Source organism: Pseudomonas sp. SWI36, assembly GCF_002948105.1.
Classification (GTDB): Bacteria; Pseudomonadota; Gammaproteobacteria; order Pseudomonadales; family Pseudomonadaceae; genus Aquipseudomonas; species Aquipseudomonas alloputida.
The window spans coordinates 4,376,592-4,398,883 of the sequence record NZ_CP026675.1; the positions used below are offsets into that span (position 1 = coordinate 4,376,592).

24 protein-coding genes and 1 pseudogene are annotated in these 22,292 nt (G+C 61.9%); 17 read left to right on the forward strand and 8 right to left on the reverse strand.

Going from position 1 to position 22,292, the window contains the following annotated elements; all coding sequences use genetic code 11:
• Positions 1-26 precede the first annotated feature (26 nt).
• Positions 27-1,037, reverse strand: coding sequence for a tRNA dihydrouridine(20/20a) synthase DusA (gene dusA / locus C4Q27_RS20895; protein ID WP_104887302.1), 1,011 nt, complete (start codon positions 1,035-1,037; stop codon positions 27-29).
• A 97-nt stretch (positions 1,038-1,134) separates the two neighbouring features.
• On the opposite strand from dusA, the pseudogene C4Q27_RS29845 reads away from it, so the two are divergent.
• From C4Q27_RS29845 to C4Q27_RS20925, 5 genes and pseudogenes are all read left to right on the forward strand, one after another.
• A pseudogene (locus tag C4Q27_RS29845) lies at positions 1,135-1,272 on the forward strand (site-specific integrase); the annotation flags it as partial.
• Between the two features lie 211 nt (positions 1,273-1,483).
• Positions 1,484-1,792 (forward strand): chorismate mutase, encoded by a 309-nt coding sequence (locus C4Q27_RS20905; protein ID WP_104887303.1) that lies wholly within the window; start codon positions 1,484-1,486, stop codon positions 1,790-1,792.
• A 443-nt stretch (positions 1,793-2,235) separates the two neighbouring features.
• A complete protein-coding gene (locus C4Q27_RS29325) occupies positions 2,236-2,679 on the forward strand; it encodes a hypothetical protein (protein WP_158666136.1) in 444 nt (147 codons plus the stop codon).
• Between the two features lie 438 nt (positions 2,680-3,117).
• Positions 3,118-3,681, forward strand: coding sequence for a TetR/AcrR family transcriptional regulator (locus tag C4Q27_RS20920; RefSeq protein ID WP_104887304.1), 564 nt, complete (start codon positions 3,118-3,120; stop codon positions 3,679-3,681).
• Entirely contained in the window at positions 3,678-4,652 is a 975-nt protein-coding gene (locus tag C4Q27_RS20925) for a DMT family transporter (RefSeq protein WP_104887305.1), read from the forward strand. Before C4Q27_RS20920 ends, C4Q27_RS20925 begins: the two co-directional genes overlap by 4 nt.
• A 71-nt stretch (positions 4,653-4,723) precedes the next feature.
• Here the strand turns inward: C4Q27_RS20925 and C4Q27_RS20930 are convergent, their stop codons facing one another.
• The 4 genes from C4Q27_RS20930 to C4Q27_RS20945 form a co-directional block, all read right to left on the reverse strand.
• Entirely contained in the window at positions 4,724-5,563 is an 840-nt protein-coding gene (locus C4Q27_RS20930; protein ID WP_104887306.1) for a GyrI-like domain-containing protein, read from the reverse strand.
• A 136-nt stretch (positions 5,564-5,699) separates the two neighbouring features.
• Positions 5,700-6,092, reverse strand: a complete 393-nt coding sequence (locus tag C4Q27_RS20935; RefSeq protein ID WP_081273312.1) for a GFA family protein — start codon at positions 6,090-6,092, stop codon at positions 5,700-5,702.
• Between the two features lie 81 nt (positions 6,093-6,173).
• Entirely contained in the window at positions 6,174-6,878 is a 705-nt protein-coding gene (locus C4Q27_RS20940) for an SDR family oxidoreductase (RefSeq protein WP_104887307.1), read from the reverse strand.
• Between the two features lie 99 nt (positions 6,879-6,977).
• Complete coding sequence (locus C4Q27_RS20945; protein ID WP_064493519.1) at positions 6,978-7,871, reverse strand: LysR substrate-binding domain-containing protein; 894 nt, start codon at positions 7,869-7,871, stop codon at positions 6,978-6,980.
• A 213-nt stretch (positions 7,872-8,084) separates the two neighbouring features.
• Between C4Q27_RS20945 and C4Q27_RS20950 the strand changes: the two genes are divergently transcribed.
• From C4Q27_RS20950 to C4Q27_RS20995, 10 genes are all read left to right on the forward strand, one after another.
• The gene (locus C4Q27_RS20950) at positions 8,085-8,639 is read left to right on the forward strand and encodes a helix-turn-helix domain-containing protein (protein WP_064493509.1); all 555 of its coding nucleotides are present in this window, start codon (positions 8,085-8,087) and stop codon (positions 8,637-8,639) included.
• A 27-nt stretch (positions 8,640-8,666) separates the two neighbouring features.
• Entirely contained in the window at positions 8,667-10,013 is a 1,347-nt protein-coding gene (locus tag C4Q27_RS20955) for a glutamine synthetase family protein (RefSeq protein ID WP_064493510.1), read from the forward strand.
• Positions 10,014-10,097: 84 nt separating this feature from the next.
• Positions 10,098-10,871 (forward strand): gamma-glutamyl-gamma-aminobutyrate hydrolase family protein, encoded by a 774-nt coding sequence (locus C4Q27_RS20960; RefSeq protein WP_064493511.1) that lies wholly within the window; start codon positions 10,098-10,100, stop codon positions 10,869-10,871.
• A gap of 69 nt (positions 10,872-10,940) precedes the next feature.
• Positions 10,941-12,299: an aspartate aminotransferase family protein gene (locus C4Q27_RS20965; RefSeq protein WP_064493512.1), complete on the forward strand. Its 1,359-nt coding sequence runs from the start codon at positions 10,941-10,943 to the stop codon at positions 12,297-12,299.
• Positions 12,300-12,472: 173 nt separating this feature from the next.
• Positions 12,473-13,027, forward strand: coding sequence for a helix-turn-helix domain-containing protein (locus tag C4Q27_RS20970; protein ID WP_064493513.1), 555 nt, complete (start codon positions 12,473-12,475; stop codon positions 13,025-13,027).
• A gap of 123 nt (positions 13,028-13,150) precedes the next feature.
• On the forward strand, positions 13,151-13,666 hold the full coding sequence (locus C4Q27_RS20975) for a ProQ/FinO family protein (protein ID WP_064493514.1): 516 nt from the start codon (positions 13,151-13,153) through the stop codon (positions 13,664-13,666).
• Between the two features lie 402 nt (positions 13,667-14,068).
• Entirely contained in the window at positions 14,069-14,551 is a 483-nt protein-coding gene (locus tag C4Q27_RS20980) for a formate dehydrogenase subunit gamma (RefSeq protein WP_010953168.1), read from the forward strand.
• Positions 14,545-16,104, forward strand: a complete 1,560-nt coding sequence (locus C4Q27_RS20985; protein ID WP_014591748.1) for an NADH-quinone oxidoreductase subunit NuoF — start codon at positions 14,545-14,547, stop codon at positions 16,102-16,104. Before C4Q27_RS20980 ends, C4Q27_RS20985 begins: the two co-directional genes overlap by 7 nt.
• On the forward strand, positions 16,101-18,983 hold the full coding sequence (fdhF, locus tag C4Q27_RS20990; RefSeq protein WP_020191292.1) for a formate dehydrogenase subunit alpha: 2,883 nt from the start codon (positions 16,101-16,103) through the stop codon (positions 18,981-18,983). The genes C4Q27_RS20985 and fdhF overlap by 4 nt, the downstream gene beginning before the upstream one ends.
• Positions 18,980-19,183, forward strand: a complete 204-nt coding sequence (locus C4Q27_RS20995) for a formate dehydrogenase subunit delta (RefSeq protein WP_010953171.1) — start codon at positions 18,980-18,982, stop codon at positions 19,181-19,183. Before fdhF ends, C4Q27_RS20995 begins: the two co-directional genes overlap by 4 nt.
• A 113-nt stretch (positions 19,184-19,296) precedes the next feature.
• Here the strand turns inward: C4Q27_RS20995 and C4Q27_RS21000 are convergent, their stop codons facing one another.
• On the reverse strand, positions 19,297-20,160 hold the full coding sequence (locus C4Q27_RS21000) for a universal stress protein (protein WP_104887308.1): 864 nt from the start codon (positions 20,158-20,160) through the stop codon (positions 19,297-19,299).
• A 154-nt stretch (positions 20,161-20,314) separates the two neighbouring features.
• Between C4Q27_RS21000 and C4Q27_RS21005 the strand changes: the two genes are divergently transcribed.
• On the forward strand, positions 20,315-20,932 hold the full coding sequence (locus C4Q27_RS21005) for a tRNA-(ms[2]io[6]A)-hydroxylase (protein ID WP_003248869.1): 618 nt from the start codon (positions 20,315-20,317) through the stop codon (positions 20,930-20,932).
• 22 nt (positions 20,933-20,954) lie between these two features.
• On the opposite strand, the gene C4Q27_RS21010 is transcribed toward C4Q27_RS21005, so the two are convergent.
• Complete coding sequence (locus C4Q27_RS21010) at positions 20,955-21,380, reverse strand: YqjD family protein (protein ID WP_010953174.1); 426 nt, start codon at positions 21,378-21,380, stop codon at positions 20,955-20,957.
• A gap of 22 nt (positions 21,381-21,402) precedes the next feature.
• On the opposite strand from C4Q27_RS21010, the gene C4Q27_RS21015 reads away from it, so the two are divergent.
• Positions 21,403-21,666: a hypothetical protein gene (locus tag C4Q27_RS21015; RefSeq protein WP_003248880.1), complete on the forward strand. Its 264-nt coding sequence runs from the start codon at positions 21,403-21,405 to the stop codon at positions 21,664-21,666.
• Between the two features lie 20 nt (positions 21,667-21,686).
• On the opposite strand, the gene C4Q27_RS21020 is transcribed toward C4Q27_RS21015, so the two are convergent.
• Positions 21,687-22,166 carry an LEA type 2 family protein gene (locus C4Q27_RS21020; RefSeq protein ID WP_020192401.1) on the reverse strand — a complete coding sequence of 160 codons (480 nt, stop codon included), beginning with the start codon at positions 22,164-22,166 and terminating at the stop codon, positions 21,687-21,689.
• Positions 22,167-22,292: the final 126 nt, after the last annotated feature.

A 22,292-nucleotide genomic window follows, 5' to 3' on the forward strand; every position in this document is an offset into this window, starting at 1 on the left:
AAGCCCGAGGTTCCCTCCCTCTGAGGTCACCGCCCCTGCAACAACTCCACCGCCTGGTCAAACACCGCCAAGGGTTCAGCCGCCTTGTGAATGTCTGCCGACAGCAACTGGCGGAAGCGCCGCGCCCCTTTGAATCCTTGGGCCAGCCCCAGAATATGCCGGGTAACGTGGTGCATCGCACCGCCACTTTCCATATGCGCCACGATGTAAGGCCGCAGTTGCGCCAATGCCTCGCTACGGCTGACCACCGGCGCATCGCTGCCAAACAGTTGCTGGTCCACCTCGGCCAGCAGATAAGGGTTGTGATACGCCTCGCGCCCCAGCATCACGCCATCGAAGGTTTCAAGGTGTGCCTGGCATTCGTCCAGGGTCTTGATCCCGCCGTTGAGCACGATCTCCAGGTCCGGGAAGTCCCTCTTCAACTGCGCTGCGATGTCATAGCGCAGCGGCGGGATCTCGCGGTTCTCTTTCGGCGACAGCCCTTCCAGAATCGCGATGCGTGCATGCACGGTAAAACTCCGGCAGCCGGCCTCACGCACCTGGCCGACGAAGTCGCTCAGTTCGGCGTAGCTGTCACGGCCGTTGATACCAATGCGGTGCTTCACCGTGACAGGCGTCGATACGGCATCTCGCATGGCCTTCACGCAGTCGGCCACCAGCGCCGGGTGAGCCATCAGGCACGCGCCGATCATGTTGTTCTGCACCCGGTCGCTCGGGCAGCCAACGTTGAGGTTGACCTCATCGTAGCCCGCTTCTTCAGCCAGGCGCGCACACGCGGCCAGGTCGGCCGGCACACTGCCGCCCAGTTGGAGGGCTAACGGGTGCTCAGAAGCATCGTGGCGCAGGAAACGGTGAGCGTCGTTGTGCAGCAGGGCACCGGTGGTGACCATTTCGGTGTAGAGCAGGGTTTGCCGGGAGAGCAGGCGCAGGAAGAACCGGCAATGTCTGTCGGTCCAGTCCATCATGGGGGCAACGCTGAAGCGGCGTGACGGCTCAGGGCGCGTGGTTTGTGGCTTTGAAGCGTTTTCTAGGAGCATTCTGGGCTACGCATTTATGTACCATTTTCCGGGGGCGTGTTGGGTTTGACAGTGGTGCGGGCTACCGCCGCCAAACACACTCGTACCACCGGAAATCATGGCAACGATCAGAGCAAGGAAAAAGGCCGATGGAATGGTTAGCTATACCGTCCAGATCCGCCTCAAGAAAAAGGGTGTCCTAGTCTACCAAAGGTCCCAGACATTCGCCCGCCAGCAGGCTGCCCAAGCCTGGGCGACAGATGGTTGGCGTGGAGGATCTGCATTTTCGCGATCTGCGCCACGCAGGCGTGAGCTGGTTATTCGAAATGGACTGGGATATCCCTGCGGCGTTACACCCCTCTGCGGAGCGTGAAGCAGACCTAGCACAGAAGCTACACTGCACGCCCCGATCACCCACGACAGCCTGCTCCAATCAATCGCAGGCTTCTGAAAAGGAAGTCAAGCAAATGGATGTACGTTGCACCTCTCTGGACGAAGTCCGTCAACGGATCGATGAAATCGACCGCAGCCTCGTTTCGCTTCTCGCCAAACGTGGAAGGCTCGTGACGCAAGCAGCGAGCTTCAAGAAAACCACCGATGATGTGCGTGCGCCTGCTCGGGTCGAGCAAGTGATCAAGAAGGTTCGTGAGATGGCTGACGAAACCGGTGCCTCGGCTGAGGTGGTGGAGCAGGTCTATCGGGCGATGATTTCGGCCTTCATCGCTGAGGAACTGAACACCCATGCGAAGCTGGCCGTCGAGGCTTCAGCATCGTGATGAAACGCGGGGCTCATACGCAGCCCCGCCGCTTTCTCCTGCTTGCTATCTCTGGCTCAACGCCGCAATCGAGACGCCAGACGCGACGAAGGTGAGGCCTGCGCCCACGTTCAGCCCATTCACCAGCCGTGGCCGCCGGTACAGGTAGCGAGACAGTCCCGTGGCGAAAATGCCCATCAAGGCAAACCCCTTGGCCAAGAACACTGCACAACTGACCACGATGTTTGCGCTGTCGAACCATTTGATTGGGCGCCGATAGTTTATTGAACGCTGCGCTATCGGCCGAAAAATGGGCTGGCGGGGTCGAGATGTTGCTTACTACGCGCTCGGGAAACGTGATCGGCGTTTCCCTGGCAGCCTGTCGGAATGCGAGAACTTTGGTGTCTGTGTCAGGTCCAACCTGCACTTTAGCTATCCACTCGCGTCTCCGGAGCCGAACAAAAATGAGAAAACCTTTGGTTGCTGTCTTTGCTTGTGCATTGGCACTCGGAATGACGGCATTCTTGCCCGCCGATATCTCCCCTATCAGTTCCGCTTATGCCAAGGGCGGCGGTGGTGGCGGCGGTGGTCATGGCGGTGGCGGCGGACATGGCGGTGGAAACGGCGCCGGACATGGCGGTGGCATGGGAGGGCATAGTGGAAGCGGGAAGGGCCTTGGAAGTGATCACGCCGGAAAGGCGACACGCGATCATGGGGTAAGCGGCAATCATTACGGAAGCTCGCGCAACAGCGACAACGGTCATGGCACCACCACCTCGGGTGTCGCTCACTCCAAGGACACTCGCGGTTTGGCCAAGTCCACGGCCATCTCTGGAACGACGCCAGGCGATCATAATTCGAAAGGCCTCAGCAACGCTGTCGGGTCTTCTTCAAAAAATGATCGATGATTTGACCGCATCCATGCTGTACCGGCTTTAGCGTGCACGAAAGCCCAGCGTAGGCCGGGCTAAATGAACGGGTCACCCCCACACCCTGCGAGGGCTAAGCTTTCGCAGGGTGTTTTGTTTTGGAGGCCATCATCACGAGCGAGTCAGCACGGGTCGGGATCGATCTCGGTAAACACAGTTGCCACCGGCATGGCCAAGACACGTTGGGCCAAGCGGTGTTTCGCAAGCGGGTAGACGGCACGATCAGCCACACAGCCCAGATTCGCATCCCAAGTACAGGGGGCGCTTAGCTGGCGTAGCAAGTCTCTGATTGGCCAGGCCTGCGTTTTGCTGCTGCGCTCTGTGTCGTAGCGGCCATGCTTCAGGTCGTATCTGGATGCGGCCTGAATCTTACCGGTCAGTATAGTCAGCTCCGTCCCTTTGCCGGAGTGCCTTGAATTGGACAATACCCGTGAGCGTTTGATTGATGCCGCGCTGAAGCTGTTTCTGTCGCAAGGTTTGTACGTGACGGGGGTAACGGCCATTGCCGCGATGGCGGGTGTTACCAAAATGACGCTCTACAGTCATTTCCCCTCCAAGGATGCGCTGATAGTGGCTTGCCTTGAGGAGCGTGACCGACGCTGGCGTGAAGAGGTAGCGCGCACCCTGGCTGGGCATCCTGAGCCGGTCAGTGGCATGCTCGCTTTTTTCGATCTGTATGAACGCTTTCTTTTGAAAGATAGCGAGCGCGGGTGCCTGTTCGTTAACAGTGCGGCTGAGTTCCCCCAGTTTAGCCACCCCGTGCATTTAGCAGTGAGCAGGCATAAGCAAGGGATACGCGAAAACCTTGCTGCCTTGGCCATAAGCGCCGGTATAAACGACCCCGACGCAGTTGCCCAAGGGTTGTTTATCTTGTTGGAAGGCAGTTTTGTCAGCGGCGCGATGGGCCAGGACATGCGGGTATTCGACACTGCCCGGCAAATAGCTCATTGCTGGATTCAGAGGCAGGAGCAGGGCGTATGACCCTGGGCCTGTTAGCGGCCATTGCCGCCACCTTTTCCTGGTCACTGCTCTACATTTTTCCGGGGCTGGTCGGTGACTACAGCCTTTTTGACCTGGCGGTGGTGAGCTATGCCTTTGCCGGGTTAGGTAGCCTGCTGGTGCTGTTCGTTTACCGCAGCGAAGTGCGGCAATTGCGACTGAGTGACTGGGCCTGCGCCGCACTGCTGGGCTTCTTGGGATACATTGGCTACTTCTTCCTGATCACCACTGCGGTTTTAGCAGCCGGGCCGGTGATCCCCCCTGTGATGATGGGGTCAGTACCGATCGTGCTCGCGATTGCCGGCAACATGCGCAGCGCCAGCGTGCCTTGGCGCGCCATTGCCGGGCCACTGATGGTGGCGGCCCTGGGCATCAGCCTGGTCAATCTGAGCGTGTTTGATGCTAGCCGTGCGGCGGTAGTGCTCCCGACCGCGTCGTTACTGCTTGGGTTGCTTGCATCGTTGTTGGCAATCGCATTCTGGACCGGTTTTGGTCTGTTGAATGAAAGTGCTTTGGCTCGACGCCCAAGCATGTCTCCCATGTTGTGGTCAGCCATGTTGATCTTCATGTGCAGCGTCGAAATGCTGGCGTTCATCCCGGTTGGGCTGTACTTGAAACTGTCTCATTTCGCTAGCTATCCGAGCGGATTGGCAGGTACTCAGGCGCTGATCGTCTGTGGGCTGATTCAGGGGTTAGGGGCCACCCTTGCAGGTGCCTGGGCATGGTCAATCGCAACGCGGCGTCTTCCGCTGGCGCTGAGCGGGCAATTGATCGCCAGCGGGACCATTTATGCAACTACGATGGGCCTGCTCATCAACCAGCGCTGGCCGTCTCCTATGGAAGCGCTTGGTACAGCCTTGTTGTTCGTAGGGGTGGTGTGGGCTATTCACGCCTTTTATCGCAAGCAAACACGCCTCCAGACGCATGGCGAGGCATCCAGAGTACGTATCTGATCCCCGGCTCGGTTGCCCGGCCATGCGCCTGGGCCGGCCAAGTTGGCTACGCCCGCTGTGCATGGCTCAGCCTATTTCAGCGGCACGTAGATGTCCGTCTGCCATTGCTCCAGTGGCGTTTCCGGGTACACGCTCAGGTAATGAAAGAACAACGGATGATCACGCAGTTCTTCGTTGCTCGATGGCAGCCAGTCACGATAAAGCGGGTAGATGGTTTCGCCAATGTAGTCAGGCGAACCGGTATGTCGAATCACGGCACAGCGCCCCGCCGGTATTACCCGTTCATGCACCCCGAAATCGTTGGGCTGCACTGTCTCGTCTATCTCGCCGCACACGGCAAAGCGAAAGGCGTGGGCCGGGGTGGTGTCGGGGTTGTCGTAGGGGATACCGAAGGTACGGCTGCTGGCCACAGGCGACTGGCCGCTGTGCATGCGCCATTGGCGAAAACGCGCGACGCTTTCGCTGACCAGGCCGGGCGGCCCTTGGTGTTCGAGCGCGGCCACGCGGGTTTCGGCGAAATTCACGATACGGATCTGCATGGTGATACTCCTGGATCGCTGAGGAACATTGAATACCGCACTCCAGGCCTGCCAGTTCGGTGCCTTGGCGAACGCGCTCGGCGCCATGCCGAAGGCGCGCTTGAACGCTCTGGCAAAGGCTTCGGGGCTTTCGAAACCGGCGCCGAATGCGGCCTCCAGTATGGGCGTCGCGGGCGAGGCGACCAGTTGATGCGCTGCGCGTCGAAGCCTCATCAGTTGCACATACCGTGAAACCGGAACGCCCATGTAGGCCGTGAACTGCCGATGGAAGTGAAATGCCGAGAAGTTGGCGATGCGGCTCAAGGCATTCACCGACAGGTCACCTTCGAGGTGGCTGTCGATGTAGGCAAGCACGGTTTCGAACCGTTTCATGTAGCTAGGGTTGTGCTGTGAGTCAGTCAACGAACGGAATCTCTGGAAGGTGCGGTAAGCGCTAGCATCCGTTGTTCAGGCACCGGGGTGCCTAGCCGTGATTGCTCTATCGGGTGGCTTGATGTGCTGCCAAGCGTTATGAGTCAGGGTTACACGGTGAGTACCAAGGGGCAGCAGCGTCGACGTGAACATGTTTCTGCTTCCTGGGCAGGAACGGTGTATCAAGCGTTCCCAGTGCTATCGAAATCCAGTCGGCAAACTCACCTTGGGCGCGTGACCAGAACAAGGTCGAGCCGCACTCCGTGCAGAACTCGCGCGTAACCGTCGGTGATGAAGAAAAGGCCTTGATGCTGGACGCGCCGCGCAATATGCGCAGCATGCTGCGCGGAATGCTGCCGTACGAAGCGAATGCGGCGCCGTGACTTTTGCGGCACTGGCTGCAGTGGCAGTGGCTCACTGCCTTGGGTGGGGTGAGTAGCAGGTAAGAGACGGCTGCGCACAAGCAGCTTCCTTGGTATGCCTCTGTCATTGGCGCTTCCGTGCAGGTGGGAAAGCGCCAGCGTAAACGCCTTGGCCCGATCAGTCGACTGGCCTGCGGGCCGACAGGCAATCAAACGCTACGTGTCAAGCCGCCATCGACCTTGATGTTCTGCCCGGTGATGTAGGCAGCGCCTTCGCTGGCAAGAAACGCAATGGTGGCGGCGATTTCCTCGCAGGTGCCATAGCGTTTGAGCGGCACGCTGTCGCGGCGCTGTTCGGTGGCTGGCAGGCTGTCGATCCAGCCGGGGAGGACGTTGTTGATCCTCACGTTGTCCCCGGCGAATTGGTCGGCGAAGATTTTGGTGAATGCGGCCAGGCCCGAGCGGAACACTGCAGACGTCGGGAACAGCTCACTCGGCTCGAACGCCCAGGCGGTGGAAATGTTGATGATCACACCCCCTTTCTGGTGCTGCATGTAAGGCGTCACCAGGCGAGTCGGGCGGATGACATTGAGCAGATAGGTGTCCATGCCCTTGTGCCAGTCTTCGTCGCTGATTTCCAGGATTGGCGCGCGCGGACCATGGCCGGCGCTATTGACCAGCACGTCGATGCGCCCCCACTTTTCCACCACGGCATCGACCAGGCGTTTCAGGTCCTCAACCGACTGGTTGCTACCCGTTACGCCAATACCACCAAGCTCGGCAGCCAGGGCTTCGCCCTTGCCCGAGGAGGAAAGGATGCCAACCTTGAACCCGTCAGCGGCCAGGCGCCGTGCCGCTGCCGCGCCCATACCACTGCCACCTGCTGTGATGATCGCAACTTTTTCTACTGACATGCTGCCTCCGGAACGTTAATCGCTGAATGCTTAGGCGCACTAAAATTAGCAGCAGTTATGGCAGCGAGGGAGACAGCTAAACTTCACCAAGGCAGTAGATTAACTATTGCCTGCCTGTTGCTTGAGCCAGCGCTGGACAATGCCGAGCGACTCCGGCTGCTGCAACTTTCGTGGCCATACCAGGTAGAACGACTTATCGAGCCTGAGTTGCTGAGCGAAGACCTGGGTCAGCCTGCCCGCGACGATGTCATCACTGACGAACGCCAGGCTTGCCAACGCAATACCCTGACCACTGATGGCGGCATCGATGGCCAATGAAGTCTGGTTGAACCGCAGGTTTCTGGCAGTCGCTTGCCCGTGTTGCGGGAACAGTTGTGCAAGGAACCGAGGCCAGAAATCATGGGCATCGTGGAGCAGGGTGAACGCTTGAAGCTGCTCGAAGCTGGTGGGGGTTTTGCTGGCTTCGAACAACGTTGGGCTGGCCACGGCGACGATACGCTGTTCCATCAACAGTTCGCTGTTCAAGCCCGCGCCGATGTCGGGCTTGCCATAGCGGACTGCGAGATCCACGCCGTCGGTATTGAAGTGGGACAGCCGATCTGTGGCCAGTACACGTAAATCGATGTCCGGATGGCTGTGCGCAAAGCTGCCCAGCCGGGGAATGAGCCATTTGGAGGCAAAGGTTGGTGTCACGCTGACCGTCAGGTGAGACGCCTGTGGCCGCAGCAGGCGGGTTGCCTCATCGATCATCGCCAAGGCGTTGCGAATGCTGCCGCTGTAGCCCAGCCCCGCATCGGTCAGTGCCAGGCCCCGGGGCAGGCGCTCGAACAAACGAAGGTTCAGGCTCGCTTCCAGCCCGCGTATCTGTTGTGCCACTGCCGCCTGGGTCACCCCCAGCTCTTCGGCGGCCAGGCGGAAGTTCAGGTGGCGGGCAACCACTTCGAACACACGTAGCGCATTGAGCGAGGGCAAATCAGGGAAACCGTTTGGCATGGCGATGGACAGGGTCGGGCTGGAGGATTCAGCCACGAGGCTACTCGCCGAGCGCCAGTAAAGAAACCCGCGCCACCGCAGCCAATCCGCCACGCTGCGCAGCAAGCCCTCTGTTGGCGGCTGCACATTTCCATCGTTTGGCTTGACGCGTGAAATTTTTCATGTAAATTTTCATGAAAAATAAGTCTAAAAATTTCACGGCAGTCCGAAACGATGAAGATGCACGAAGAGGTTGAAGCCCTCGCGATCCTTATTCACGACCTGCGCAAATTCAAGAACCTGACCTTGGGTGAACTGGCCGAGCGCATCAACCGCTCGGTGGGTTTCCTCTCCCAGGTCGAACGCGGCGTTTCGCGCCCGACCGTGGCAGACCTCACCGCTATCAGCGAAGCGCTCGGCGTATCGACCGCGTACTTCTACAACCTGAGCAAGCCCCGCAGCATTGGCTGGGTCACGCGCCCCCACGAGCGGCGCACGTTGTACCTGGAGTCGGGCATCACCGATGTACTGGCTTCGCCGACCATCGCAGGCGCCTTCTCCATGCTCGACAGCCTCCTCGAGCCGGGCGCCACCAGTGGGGAGGCGTACTTGAGCGACCGTTCCGAGCAGGGCTGTTTCGTGCTCGAGGGCGAACTCACGGTGTGGCTGGACCAGGGCGATGCCGTGACCCTGCAAGCCAACGACTGCTTCCAGCTGCAACCCCATGCGCCGTTCCGTTACGCCAACCTGACGGACAGAACCACCCGCGTGCTCTGGGTCTTCAATTGAATTCGTTCACCTCACAAGGATAAGAAGATGAGTGTCATCTTTCCGGATCTGCTGGCTGAAGTGCGCTCGTTCCGAGCAGAACACCCGGCAATTCGCTATGTCGACCTGATTGCGCTGGACATCCCCGGGCACTTCTACGGCAAGCGCTACCCCATGGACATGCTGGAAAAAGTCGCAGCCGGTGCGCCACTGAAGCTGCCGCAGAACTGCGTGCTGCTGGGTACCCAGGGCGGCCTTTACCCGATTGGTGACTATTGCTTCGCCGACGGCGACCCGGATGCCGCCCGGCGCCTGGTGCCGGGTACGCTGAAGCCGGTGCGTTGGGAAAAGGAAGTGATCGCCCAGATGCTGATCACGTCCGACGGCACTGCTAAGCCGATCGAATTCGAGCCTCGTGAAGTGCTGGCGCGTGTGCTTCAGCGTCTGGCCAAGCGTGGCATCCGCCCGGTGGTGGCGTTCGAACTGGAGTTCTACCTGTTCGACCGCAAGCTTGATAACGGCCTGCCACAGTATCCACGTGACACGGCGACCGAGGATCAGGACGATCAGCCGAACATGCACATCGAGCGGTTGTCGCGCTTTTCGTCGGTCCTGCACGAGATGGTCGATGGCGCCAACGAGCAGGGCGTGCCGGCGAACGTCATCACCGCAGAGCTGGGCCCAGGCCAGTTCGAGATCAACTTCTCCCACAGCGACGATGCCCTCAGTGCGGCGGACTGGTCGGCACTGTTCTGCCGCAGTACCCGCGGTATCGCGATGAAGCATGGCTACCGTGCCAGCTTCATGAGCAAACCCTACCTGGACGCGCCAGGCAGCGGCATGCATGTGCACGTCAGCCTGTACGACGCCGCCGGCAATAACATCCTGGCGGGAAGCGAACAGCGCAAGCTGCGCCATGCGGTGGCAGGCTGCCTGGAACTGCTGCCGCACTGCATGCCGATCTTTGCCCCCAACCACAATGCCTACCGACGTTATGGCGCCATGGTCAACGCGGCGAGCAAGGCCAGCTGGGGTTTCGAAGACCGTGACGCGTGCATCCGCATCCCCGAGTCCGACCCGCGCAACCTGCGCATCGAGCACCGCCTCGCTGGTGCCGACGCCAACCCGTATCTGGTACTGGCGGCCATTTTGACCGGGATGGAGCATGGCCTGGATCGCGGCGTGGAGCCCATCGCCCCGCTGAACGACAACCGCCAGAGCGGCATCGACTTCCCCAAGGATGCCCTCAGTGCCTTGGCCGCCATGCGTCATCACCCGGTGGTCAACCAAGGCCTGGGCAGCGAGTTCGTGATGGTCTATTGCGAAAACAAATACCAGGAGCAACTGGACTTCATGCACCACATCGATGCCCGCGAATACCGCTGGTTCCTGTAGGTACCGAGGTTGGAACAGCGACGCTGCACCCTCCCTTTCTACCGTTTCAATACAACGCGCAATATGGATTTGCCGGAGGAAGATATGCCACGTGTGCCCGTGATCGGCATTACCGCATGCACCAGCATGATTGAGCTGCATGCAACCCAGACCATCAGCGAGAAGTACGCGCGCGCGGCAGCCAAGGCAGCGTGTGGGCTGCCCATCGTCATTCCCAGCCTCGGTGAGTTGATGGACAGCGCCGATATTCTCGACGTGGTGGATGGGCTGATCTTCACCGGTTCGCCGTCCAACATCGAGCCGTACCACTACAACGGCCCGGCCAGTGCCGAGGGCACCCATCACGACCAACTGCGCGATGCCACCACGTTGCCGCTGATGCGCGCCGCCATCGCCGCCGGCGTACCGGTACTCGGCATTTGCCGTGGCTTCCAGGAAATGAACGTGGCGTTGGGTGGCACCCTGCACCAGAAGGTCCACGAGACCGGCATGTTCATGGACCACCGCGAAGGCAAGGATGAGCCCCTCGACAAGCAATACGGGCCGCGCCACACCCTGCATGTAGAGCCTGGCGGCATGCTCGACCGCATGGGCTTGCCGGCGATATTCGATGTCAATTCCATCCACGGCCAAGGCATCGACGTACTGGCCCCCGGGCTGAGGGTGGAAGCGCTGGCACCCGATGGCCTGGTGGAAGCGATTTCGGTCGAGAGCAGCAAGGGCTTTGTCCTGGGCGTGCAATGGCACCCCGAGTTCCAGGTCATGGATAACCCCCATTACCTGGCCATCTTCCAGTCCTTTGGCAAGGCCTGCCGGCACCGCTCGGTACTGCGCCAGAGGCTGTTGCTGTCTGCCTGAGCAGCCACCTTTCCCACCTGTAGAAAATACCCTCGCAGCGCGGCTGCGCAACTTGATGGAGTGAAGTCAATGAGTGAACAGAATTCGCAGACCCTTGCCTGGCAAACCATGAGCCGCGACCATCACCTGGCCCCGTTCAGCGATGTCAGGCAACTGGCCGAGAAAGGCCCGCGCATCATCACCTCGGCCAAGGGCGTGTACCTGTGGGACAGCGAGGGCAACAAGATTCTCGATGGCATGGCCGGCCTGTGGTGCGTGGCGGTCGGCTATGGTCGCGATGAGCTGGCCGAGGTCGCCAGCCAGCAGATGAAGCAGTTGCCTTACTACAACCTGTTCTTCCAGACCGCGCACCCGCCTGCGCTGGAGCTGGCCAAGGCGATCGCCGAGGTGGCCCCGCAAGGCATGAACCACGTGTTCTTCACCGGCTCCGGCTCCGAAGGCAACGACACCGTGCTGCGCATGGTCCGCCATTACTGGGCACTAAAGGGTCAGAAGAACAAGAAGGTCATCATTGGCCGCATCAACGGCTACCACGGCTCTACCGTGGCGGGCGCGGCCTTGGGCGGCATGAGTGGCATGCACCAGCAGGGCGGGGTGATCCCGGATATCGTGCACATCCCGCAGCCATACTGGTTCGGCGAAGGCGGCGACATGACCGAGGCCGACTTCGGCGTGTGGGCGGCCGAGCAACTGGAGAAGAAGATCCTCGAAGTTGGCGTGGACAACGTTGCCGCCTTCATCGCCGAGCCGATCCAGGGCGCCGGTGGCGTGATCATTCCACCGCAGACCTATTGGCCGAAGATCAAGGAAATCCTGGCCAGGTACGACATCCTCTTCGTCGCCGACGAAGTGATCTGCGGGTTCGGCCGTACCGGTGAGTGGTTCGGCACCGATTACTACGACCTCAAGCCTGACCTGATGACCATCGCCAAGGGCCTGACCTCCGGTTACATCCCCATGGGCGGGGTGATTGTGCGTGACGAGGTGGCCAAGGTCATCAGCGAAGGCGGCGACTTCAACCACGGCTTCACCTATTCCGGCCACCCTGTGGCGGCGGCGGTGGGCCTGGAGAACCTGCGGATCCTGCGTGACGAGCAGATCATCCAGCAGGTGCATGATAAAACCGCGCCGTATCTGCAACAACGCCTGCGCGAACTGGCCGACCACCCGCTGGTAGGCGAAGTGCGCGGCCTGGGCATGCTCGGTGCGATCGAGTTGGTGAAAGACAAGGCCACCCGTGCCCGTCATGAAGGCAAAGGTGTCGGCATGATCTGTCGCCAGCACTGCTTCGACAACGGCCTGATCATGCGCGCTGTAGGCGACACCATGATCATCGCGCCACCGCTGGTGATCAGTATCGAAGAGATCGACGAACTGGTGGAGAAAGCCCGCAAGTGCCTGGACCTGACTTATGAGGCTGTTCGGTAGCGGCAGAAGCTGTTCTCAGCACCTGTGAGATCAAGCACCGCCTGCGCGGTGCTCGATCGGTGCCGCAATCGTACATTTCACGTCAGGCACCACCCGCAAAGCATTTTGCTTTGTGAAATGAATCCTGTACTTTTCTGGGCATCCATTTCCCGTCTGAAAGTCGCGATTCAACCATGAAAGTGCACGAAGAAATCGAAGGCCTGGCAGTACTGATTCGCGACCTGCGCAAGTTCAAGGGCCTGACTCTGGGTGAGCTGGCACAGCGCATCGGCCGTTCGGTGGGCTTTCTGTCCCAGGTCGAACGCGGCGTATCACGCCCGACCGTGGCCGATCTCACAGCCATCAGTGAAGAGCTCGGTGTATCCACAGCCTACTTCTACAAGCTGGAAAAACCCCGTGAGCTCGACTGGGTGACCCGCCCGCACGAGCGTCGCACGCTGCACCTGGCGGGTGGTATCACCGATGTGCTGGCATCGCCCTCGATAACGGGCGCGTTTTCCATGCTCGACAGCCATTTGCAGCCGGGAGCCAGCAGTGGCGAGGAGTACCTGGACGACAGCTCGGAGCAGGGTTGCTTCGTGCTCGAAGGCGAACTGACGGTGTGGTTGGGCGATGCTGAGCCGGTCACGCTGCACGCCAATGACAGTTTTCAGTTGCAACCCCACGCCCGTTTCCGTTACGCCAACCTGACCGACAAGCCCACACGTGTGCTTTGGGTGTTCAGCTGAGGGCCGTCGCACGGGCATGCGCGTTGTGCTTCGGCTAGCCGGGAAAGTTGGCCTGCAAGCAATGTGCAGGCTGCATGGGGTATCCTTGCACCACGCAATCAACTTCGAAGCAGTGAATGAACAATGGGTTTTGAACAACTAGCTGAGCTACGAGACCGCCTGCGGGCGGAAAAAGGGCAGGTAAAGGCCGATAGCGCGAAACCGCCCAAGCGCAAGTCGCCCCCGCAGGCGAAGCCGCGTGAGATGGACCCGGCGGTGGCAGCGATCTGGCCACTGCAGAAGCATTTTCCCTTGGCTTTCCCGGTCAACCCGGCCCCCAAGGTGCCGCTCAAGGAGGGCATTTTCAAGGATGCCGAGCAACACCTGGAGCTGCTTGGGTTGACCCGCGAACAGCTCAAGCTGGGCATTTCCACGTGGTGCCGGGGCGCTCGATACTGGGCGAGCATGGTGGAGAATGCACCGCGCCTTGACCTGAATGGTCAGGCCGCAGGTACTGTGACCGCCGCTCAGGCGCTGCATGCCAAGCAGCAAGCTGCGCGGCAACGCAGCCAGGACCGACGCAATCGTGCGAAGTCAAAGGCCCAGGCCCAGGCTCCGGCCCCCGCCGCCGACACCGCAACGGTGCAGTCTACCGACTGAACTCAGTCGCGTTCTGCCCCGTAGCCATGCTGGATGGCATCCCATTGCCGGGGCTGCCGTCTGGCAGGCCCGGCAATGGACCAGGTTCGGTTTCGAGGGCCTGGTGCATGCAACGATGGTTTCAAGACCCACCTGATCGGCAAGCCGTGGCAGATGATGCCGGGGCGTAATCACGTGCGTCGGTTTCAGAATGCGCCTGGTCGCTCGCATACAACCCCTCGGCGCTACAAGTGCCATGCTAGCAGGATGCCCAAGGGTCAGTGCGCGCAGACGTGCGGCCGTGGGCGAGGAGGCCACCCGTACCATGCAACTGTGACGTGGACGGTGCGCCGCAGCAGAACACGCCGGAAACCTGCCCTTTAAAAACAATCAGGCAGGGTCCGTGATGCCGAGGTCCGCTGTATGCCTGATGAATTGCTCCACCTGCCTGTAATCCAGCGCATTCTGGCCCGCGACAAGGACACCCCCGGTGCCCTGTTGCCGATCCTGCATGCCGTCCAGCACGAGATAGGTTACATCCCCGATGCCTCGGTCCCCGAAATCGCCCATGCCCTGAACCTCAGCCTGGCTGAAGTACGTGGGGTAATCAGCTTTTATCACGACTTCCGCACCGCGCCGCCCGCGCGCCACACCCTGCGCCTGTGCCGTGCCGAGTCGTGCCAGAGCCGTGGCGCCGAAGCCCTGGCCGCGCAATTGCGTGAACAGTTGGCACTGGACGACCACGGCACCAGCGCCGACGGGTCCATCAGCCTGCGCCCTGTTTACTGCCTGGGTGCCTGTGCCTGTTCGCCAGCGCTGGAGCTGGACGGCCAGGTGCACGCGCGACTCACCCCTGAGCGCCTGCGGGACTTGGTCAACGGTTGCCGGGAGGACTCAGCATGCTGAAGCTGTATATTCCCTGTGATTCGGTAGCCCGTGCCGTGGGTGCCGACCAGGTTGCCGAGGCCCTGCTGCGCGAGGCCGAGCGCCGCCAGTTGCCGCTGGACATCCAGCGCACCAGCTCGCGCGGGCTTTACTGGCTGGAGCCGCTGATCGAGTGCGACAGTGCGCAAGGGCGCCTGGGTTTCGGCCCGATTACGCCACAGGATGTGCCGTCACTGCTTGATGCCCTGGCGGGGGAACCCGGTGGCCACTCGCTGGCATTGGGGCCGGTCGAAGAAATACCCTATCTCAAGACCCAGCAACGCTTGCTGTTCGCTCGCGCTGGCATCACCCGCCCATTGTCGCTGGACGACTATCGTGCCAACGGCGGTTTCGCAGGCCTGGAGGCCGCTGTGGCGCTGGACGGTGCCGAAGTGGTTGCCGCAGTCCTCGACTCCGGCCTGCGTGGCCGTGGTGGTGCGGCGTTCCCGGCCGGCATCAAGTGGCGCACCGTGCGTGATGCTGGCGCCGGGCAGAAGTACGTGGTGTGCAACGCCGACGAGGGTGACTCGGGCACGTTCGCTGATCGCATGCTGATGGAAGGCGACCCCTTCCTGCTGATCGAGGGCATGATCATTGCCGGCCTCGCCGTGGGTGCCGACAAGGGCTATATCTATGTGCGCTCGGAGTATCCCGATGCCATCCGGGTACTCGACCAGGCCTTCGCCATCGCGCGTGACGCAGGCTACCTGGGTGCTGACGTAGCCGGCAGCGGCCAGGCGTTCGACCTGGAGGTGCGGGTGGGCGCCGGCGCCTATATTTGCGGCGAAGAAACCGCACTGCTCGAATCCATCGAAGGCAAGCGTGGCATCGTCCGCGCCAAGCCACCGCTGCCTGCGCTGCAAGGGCTGTTCGGCCTGCCGACGCTGGTGCACAACGTGCTTACCCTGGCTTCGGTGCCCATCATTCTGGCCAAGGGTGCAGCGTTCTATCGCGATTTCGGCATGGGCCGCTCGCTGGGCACCATGCCGTTCCAGCTGGCCGGCAACATTCGCCAGGGTGGCCTGGTCGAGCGCGCGTTCGGCCTGACCCTGCGCGAGCTGGTGGAAGGCTATGGCGGTGGTACGGCCAGTGGCCGCCCGCTGAAGGCCGCGCAGGTCGGTGGCCCGCTCGGGGCCTGGGTACCTCCCAGCCATTTCGACACCCCATTGGACTATGAAGCGTTTGCTGCCGTGGGCGCGATGCTCGGCCACGGCGGTGTGGTGGTGGCCGACGATACGTTGAACATGGCCAGTATGGCGCGTTTCGCCCTGCAGTTCTGTGCCGAGGAGTCCTGCGGCAAGTGCACCCCGTGCCGTATCGGTTCCACCCGGGGCATGGAAGTGGTCGACCGGCTGATCGCCAGCAGCGACATCACCGAGCGCCATGACCAGGCGCTGTTGCTGCGCGACCTGTGCGACACCCTGCAGTACGGTTCGCTGTGCGCCATGGGCGGTATGACTGCCTATCCGGTGGCCAGCGCCCTCAAGTACTTCCCCGCCGACTTTGGGCTGACCACCACGGAGGCCGCACAGTGATCAATTTCTTCGACCCCGCTTCTGATAAAAGCAGCGACCTCGGCACACCGGCCCGCGAAAGCGACGTGCAGGTCAGCCTGAGCATCGACGGCCGCGCCATCAGCGTGCCTGCTGGCACCTCGGTCATGCGCGCCGCCGCCATGCTGGGCACCAGCATCCCCAAACTGTGCGCCACTGACAGCCTCGAAGCCTTCGGCTCCTGCCGCATGTGCATGGTGGAAATTGAAGGCATGCGCGGCTACCCGGCATCCTGCACCACGCCAGTCAGCGAAGGCATGGTGGTGCGCACCGAAACCCCGCGCCTGGCCGGCCTGCGCCGCAACGTGATGGAGCTGTACATTTCCGACCACCCGCTGGACTGCCTGACCTGTTCGGCCAACGGTAACTGCGAGCTGCAGACCGTCGCCGGCCAGGTGGGCCTGCGTGAGGTGCGCTACGGCTATGACGGCGCCAACCACCTGGACGAGAAAAAAGACGTTTCCAACCCGTATTTCGACTACGAGCCGAGCAAGTGCATCGTCTGCAGCCGCTGTGTGCGCGCCTGCGAGGACATCCAGGGTACGTTCGCCCTGACCATTACCGGGCGTGGTTTCGAATCGCGGGTGGCGGCAGCGGGTGGCGAAAACTTCCTTGCGTCCGAATGCGTGTCGTGCGGCGCCTGCGTGCAGGCCTGTCCGACCGCGACCCTGACGGAAAAGAGCCTGGTGCAGCTTGGCCAGCCTGAGCGTTCGGTCATTACCACTTGCGCCTACTGCGGCGTTGGCTGCTCATTCCGCGCCGAAATCAAGGGTGACCAGCTGGTGCGCATGGTCCCGGACAAGAACGGTGGCGCCAACCACGGCCACGCCTGCGTCAAGGGCCGCTTTGCCTGGGGCTACGCCACCCACCCGGACCGCATCACCAAACCGATGATCCGCAAGCGCCTGGAAGACCCATGGCAGGAAGTCAGCTGGGACGAGGCCGTGACCTATGCCGCCAGCGAGTTCCGCCGCATCCAGCTCAAATACGGGCGCGACTCCATCGGCGGTATCACCTCCAGCCGCTGTACCAACGAAGAAGCCTATCTGGTGCAGAAACTGGTGCGCACGGCCTTCGGTAACAACAACGTCGACACCTGCGCACGGGTATGCCATTCGCCCACCGGTTATGGCCTGAAGCAGACCCTGGGTGAGTCGGCCGGCACGCAAAGCTTCGACTCGGTGATGCAGGCCGACGTTGTGCTGGTGATCGGCGCCAACCCCACCGATGCGCACCCGGTGTTCGGCTCGCAACTCAAGCGCCGCCTGCGCCAAGGGGCGCGGCTGATCGTGATCGACCCACGGCGCATCGACCTGGTCGACTCGCCGCACGCCCGCGCCGACCTGCACCTGCAACTGCGCCCGGGTACCAACGTGGCCATGCTCAACGCCCTGGCCCACGTGATCGTTACCGAGGGCCTGCTGGCCCAAAGCTTCATCGATGCCCGCTGCGAAACCGAAGACTTCGCCCGTTGGCGCGACTTCGTCAGCCTGCCAGACAACGCCCCCGAGGTGCTCGGCCCGGTTTGTGGCGTGCCTGCTGAGCAGATCCGCGCTGCGGCCCGGCTGTATGCCACCGGCGGCAACGCGGCCATCTACTACGGCCTGGGTGTGACCGAGCACAGCCAAGGCAGTACCGCAGTGATGGGCATCGCCAACCTGGCCATGGCCACTGGCAACATCGGTCGTGAAGGGGTAGGGGTGAACCCGCTGCGCGGGCAGAACAACGTGCAGGGCTCGTGCGACATGGGCTCGTTCCCGCACGAGCTGCCCGGCTACCGGCATGTCTCCAACGAGGGCGTGCGCGCCGAGTTCGAACAGGCGTGGGGCGTGACCTTGCAGCCCGACCCGGGTCTGCGCATTCCCAACATGTTCGAGGCGGCGCTGGATGGCAGCTTCAAGGCGCTGTACTGCCAGGGTGAGGACATCGCCCAGAGCGACCCCAACACCCAGCACGTCACCGCGGCCTTGCTGGCCATGGAGTGCGTGGTGGTGCAGGACATCTTCCTCAACGAAACTGCCAAGTTCGCCCATGTGTTCCTGCCGGGCAGTTCGTTCCTGGAAAAGGACGGCACCTTCACCAACGCCGAGCGGCGAATTTCGCGGGTGCGCAAGGTCATGGAGCCGCTGGCCGGCAAGGCCGACTGGGAAGCTACCGTGGCCCTGGCCAACGCCCTGGGCTACCCGATGAACTACCGCCATCCTTCCGAGATCATGGACGAGATCGCCCGCCTGACGCCGACCTTCCGTCGTGTCAGCTACGCGGAACTCGACCGCCACGGCAGCCTGCAGTGGCCGTGCAACGACGCTGCCCCAGACGGCACGCCGACCATGCACATCGACCAGTTCGTGCGTGGCAAGGGGCGCTTCATGCTCACCGGCTACGTGCCCACCGACGAAAAGGTCAACAACCGCTACCCGTTGCTGCTGACCACCGGGCGCATTCTCAGCCAGTACAACGTCGGCGCCCAGACCCGGCGTACCGGCAACGTCGCCTGGCATGACGCCGACCGCCTGGAGATCCACCCGACCGACGCTGAAAGCCGTGGCATCCAAGACGGTGACTGGGTCGGCATCGGCAGCCGCGCCGGGCAGACAGTGCTGCGTGCCAAGGTCAGTACGCGGGTGGCGCCGGGAGTGGTGTACACCACCTTCCACTTCCCCGAGTCGGGGGCCAACGTGATCACCACCGACAACTCCGACTGGGCCACCAACTGCCCCGAGTACAAGGTGACGGCAGTGGAAGTGGTGAAAGTGTTCCAGCCATCGCAATGGCAGAAGCGCTATCAGGACTTCAGTGATGAACAGCAGCGGCTGCTGAAAGAGCGCCGTACTGCGGAGAAAGCCGAGGTTCGCCGATGAGCAGCGAAAACCTGGTCAAGATGGCCAACCAGATTGCCCATTACTTCGACAGCGAGCCCGACCGGGCGCTGGCGGTGCAAGGGGTGCGGCAGCATTTGCAGAGCTTCTGGACGCCGGCGATGCGCCGGCAGCTGGCGGAATGGAGCGAGGCCCATGCGGGGGAGGGGCTTGACCCGAAGGTGCGGGAGGCGTTGGTCTAGACTCCCGGGCGGCAACGGAACCTTGGGGCGGGTTTGCCTGCGAATGTGGCGTTGAAATCAATGACGCATTCGCGGGTGAACCCGCTCCTACAAGGGGCCTGCATATTGCCTACTTAGCCGCGGGCCAACTCCGCCAGGTGGGCGATGGCTTCTTCGCTCTTGAGCACCAGCACATCGCCCTCCAGCGCATCCAGCACCACTTCCGAGGTATTGCCAATCAACGCCCCGGAAATCCCCGTGCGGCACACCGTGCCTATCACGGTCACCACTGCATCAAGCTTCTTTTCGGTATGTGGAATCAACACATCCGCTGGCCCTTCGGCCACGTGCAGGCACTCATCGCTGATGCCGTATTCGGCCTGGAACGCCTTGCATGCTTCACGGTAGCGTTTTTCGATCGTATCGCTCAGCTGATAGGCCGGGTCCGACGCTGACAGCATCGGCGACGGGTGGGCACTGATGACGTGCAGTTCTCCCTTGGCCAGTTTGGCAATCTCGAAGCCGTGGTCGATGATGCTGGCATGCAGGCGGCGGTGGTCTTCGTCCTGGTTGCCCACGTCCACCGCCGCCAGGATTTTGCCCCCGGTCCATGGCCGCTCGCTCTTGACCATCAGCACCGCACACGGGCATTGGCGCAGCAGCTTCCAGTCGCTGGGGGTGAGCAGGGCCTTTTTCAGCGGGTTGTCCGGGCGGTGGTCCTTGATCACCAGTTCACAGCCTTCGGCCTGCTGTACATGGATGATGGTGTCGTGCAGGTTGTCGCGCCAGCCCTCTTCATGGGTGACATTGTCGAAGCCGTCATCATGCAACTGGCTGCTCAGCAGGCTCAGCAGCGCACTGTGATCATGCCGTTTGTCGCACATCAGCAAGTGCAGGCGCGCGCCGGTGATGCCGGCAATCAGCTTGGCCCGTGTAAGCGCCCGGCTGTGGGCGTGCGCGGGGTCGAGGACGACGAGGATGCTGCGGACGGCTTGCATGGGCGTAAACTCCCTTCGATGATGGCGACCAGTGCCTGACTATAGTCGGCGCTTTCCCCTCCAGCGCTTGATGTACATCAAGCATAGTCACTGGCGTCGCCAGCCGCCGCCGGTATAATCGCCGGCCCTGCCTGTTCTGTGTGGTTGCACGCTTATGTCCCTGATCCCCGAAATCGACGCCTTTCTTGGCTGCCCGACGCCAGACGCCTGGATCGAAGCGGCGCTCGCCGACCAGGAAACCCTGCTGATCGACCACAAGAACTGCGAGTTCAAGGCCGCCAGCACGGCCTTGAGCCTGATCGCCAAGTACAACACTCACCTGGATCTGATCAACATGATGTCGCGCCTGGCCCGCGAGGAGCTGGTGCACCACGAACAGGTGTTACGCCTCATGAAACGCCGCGGTGTGCCGTTGCGCCCGGTGTCTGCAGGGCGTTATGCGTCGGGGTTGCGCCGGCTGGTGCGCGCCCACGAGCCGGTCAAGCTGGTGGATACGCTGGTGGTGGGGGCGTTCATCGAGGCGCGCAGTTGCGAACGTTTTGCCGCGCTGGTGCCGCATCTGGATGAAGAGCTGGGCCGCTTCTACCACGGGCTGCTGAAAAGCGAAGCGCGCCACTACCAGGGCTACCTGAAACTGGCGCACAACTATGGTGATGAAGCGGACATCGCTCGCCGCGTCGAGTTGGTACGCGCGGCGGAAATGGAGCTGATCCAGTCACCAGACCAGGAGCTGCGCTTCCACAGCGGCATCCCGCAGGCTTTGGCCGCCTGATGGGCACCAGGCGGCGCAGGCCTTAACTGCGCCGGCCCAGTAGCAGGCCTACCGCCAGCCCGAGGCCGGCGGAAATGGCCACGGTCTGCCAGGGGTGGCCGCCGATGTAGTCCTGAGTGGCGTCCACCACCGGTTGCGCCTTGCTGCGCACGTTGCTCGCCGCCTGGCGTGCCTGGCGCAGCTTCAGGCTCACCTGGGCGCGCAACGTCTCTGCTTCTTCGCCGACCAGTGCGGCACTGTCGTTCAGCAGTTTTTCCGATTCTTCTATCAGCGATTGCAGTTCGCTGAATACCTGGTCCTTGATCTGATCGCTGTCAGCCAGCGTGGCGTTTTTCCGGGCCATGAACTCGTCCTCGTCAATGGGGGTATGAACAATGGATGCCGCCACGTCGGGAAAGTTGCGGCGGCTTTCCGATGATGGGTTGCCTGGGTGTAAGATAGCGGCCATTTTCAAACCTGCAGGTAACTTCATGAGTTTCAATCTGGCCAACATGAGCTTTGAGGAACGGGCGCAGATCGAGGCAGAGAAGGCCCGGCTGTTCGAGATGTGGCAGAACAACCTGGGCAAAGCCAAGGGCGAAGCCGCCCGGCTGATTGCCGAAAAGCCACGGCGCAAGGGCAAATGGGCCGAGTGGGTGCGCGCCGAACTGGACGGCATGACGCCGCCTGAATACGCCAGCATGGTGCGCAGCGAAGTCAACAAGCTGATGGCCGCAGCCAGCGCCAACCGCTGAGCACACCCGCCCGGCGCTTGTCAGTAGGTGCCCTTGGGCAGGTCCAGCTTGCCTTCATCGGTAAAGCGCACGGTCCCCAGCGGCCCGCCGGCCAGTTTGCCGCGCAGCTTGTAGGGTAGACCCTGCAGCGAATCCAGCTTGCCCAGCCCATAGGCCTGGCGCAGGAAGGAAAACGCCGTGATGCTTACCGGCACCACGATCACCGCTTCGTCGTAGCGGCCAATATGCCCCTGCTGGTCACTGACCCCAGCGGCCAGCGGCTGGCCGTTCACTTCCAGGTTCAAGGCGATGCCGTTGTAATCGATCGGCGCCTCATTGGGGTTTTGCACCCGCATTTTCACCGCCATGCGCAGTTCCAGCTCCTGACCGGGCAGTGGTTCGATGCCGATTACGCTGATGTTTACCGGGTCGCGTGGCTGGAACAGCGCACAGGCCCCCAGGCCACAGGCCAGCAGCAGGACCAGGAACAGGCGGGTGTAGCGGTAAAGACGGGCAGTCATGGGCTGTGACCTTGCCGGAATGGAGCTGGCAGTGTGGCAAATGCGCGTCGGCGTTGAAAGTATCGGTTCATATGAAAGATACTGTTTCTCATTAACGCCCGATAACCTCTCTTACTGGCTGTTCCC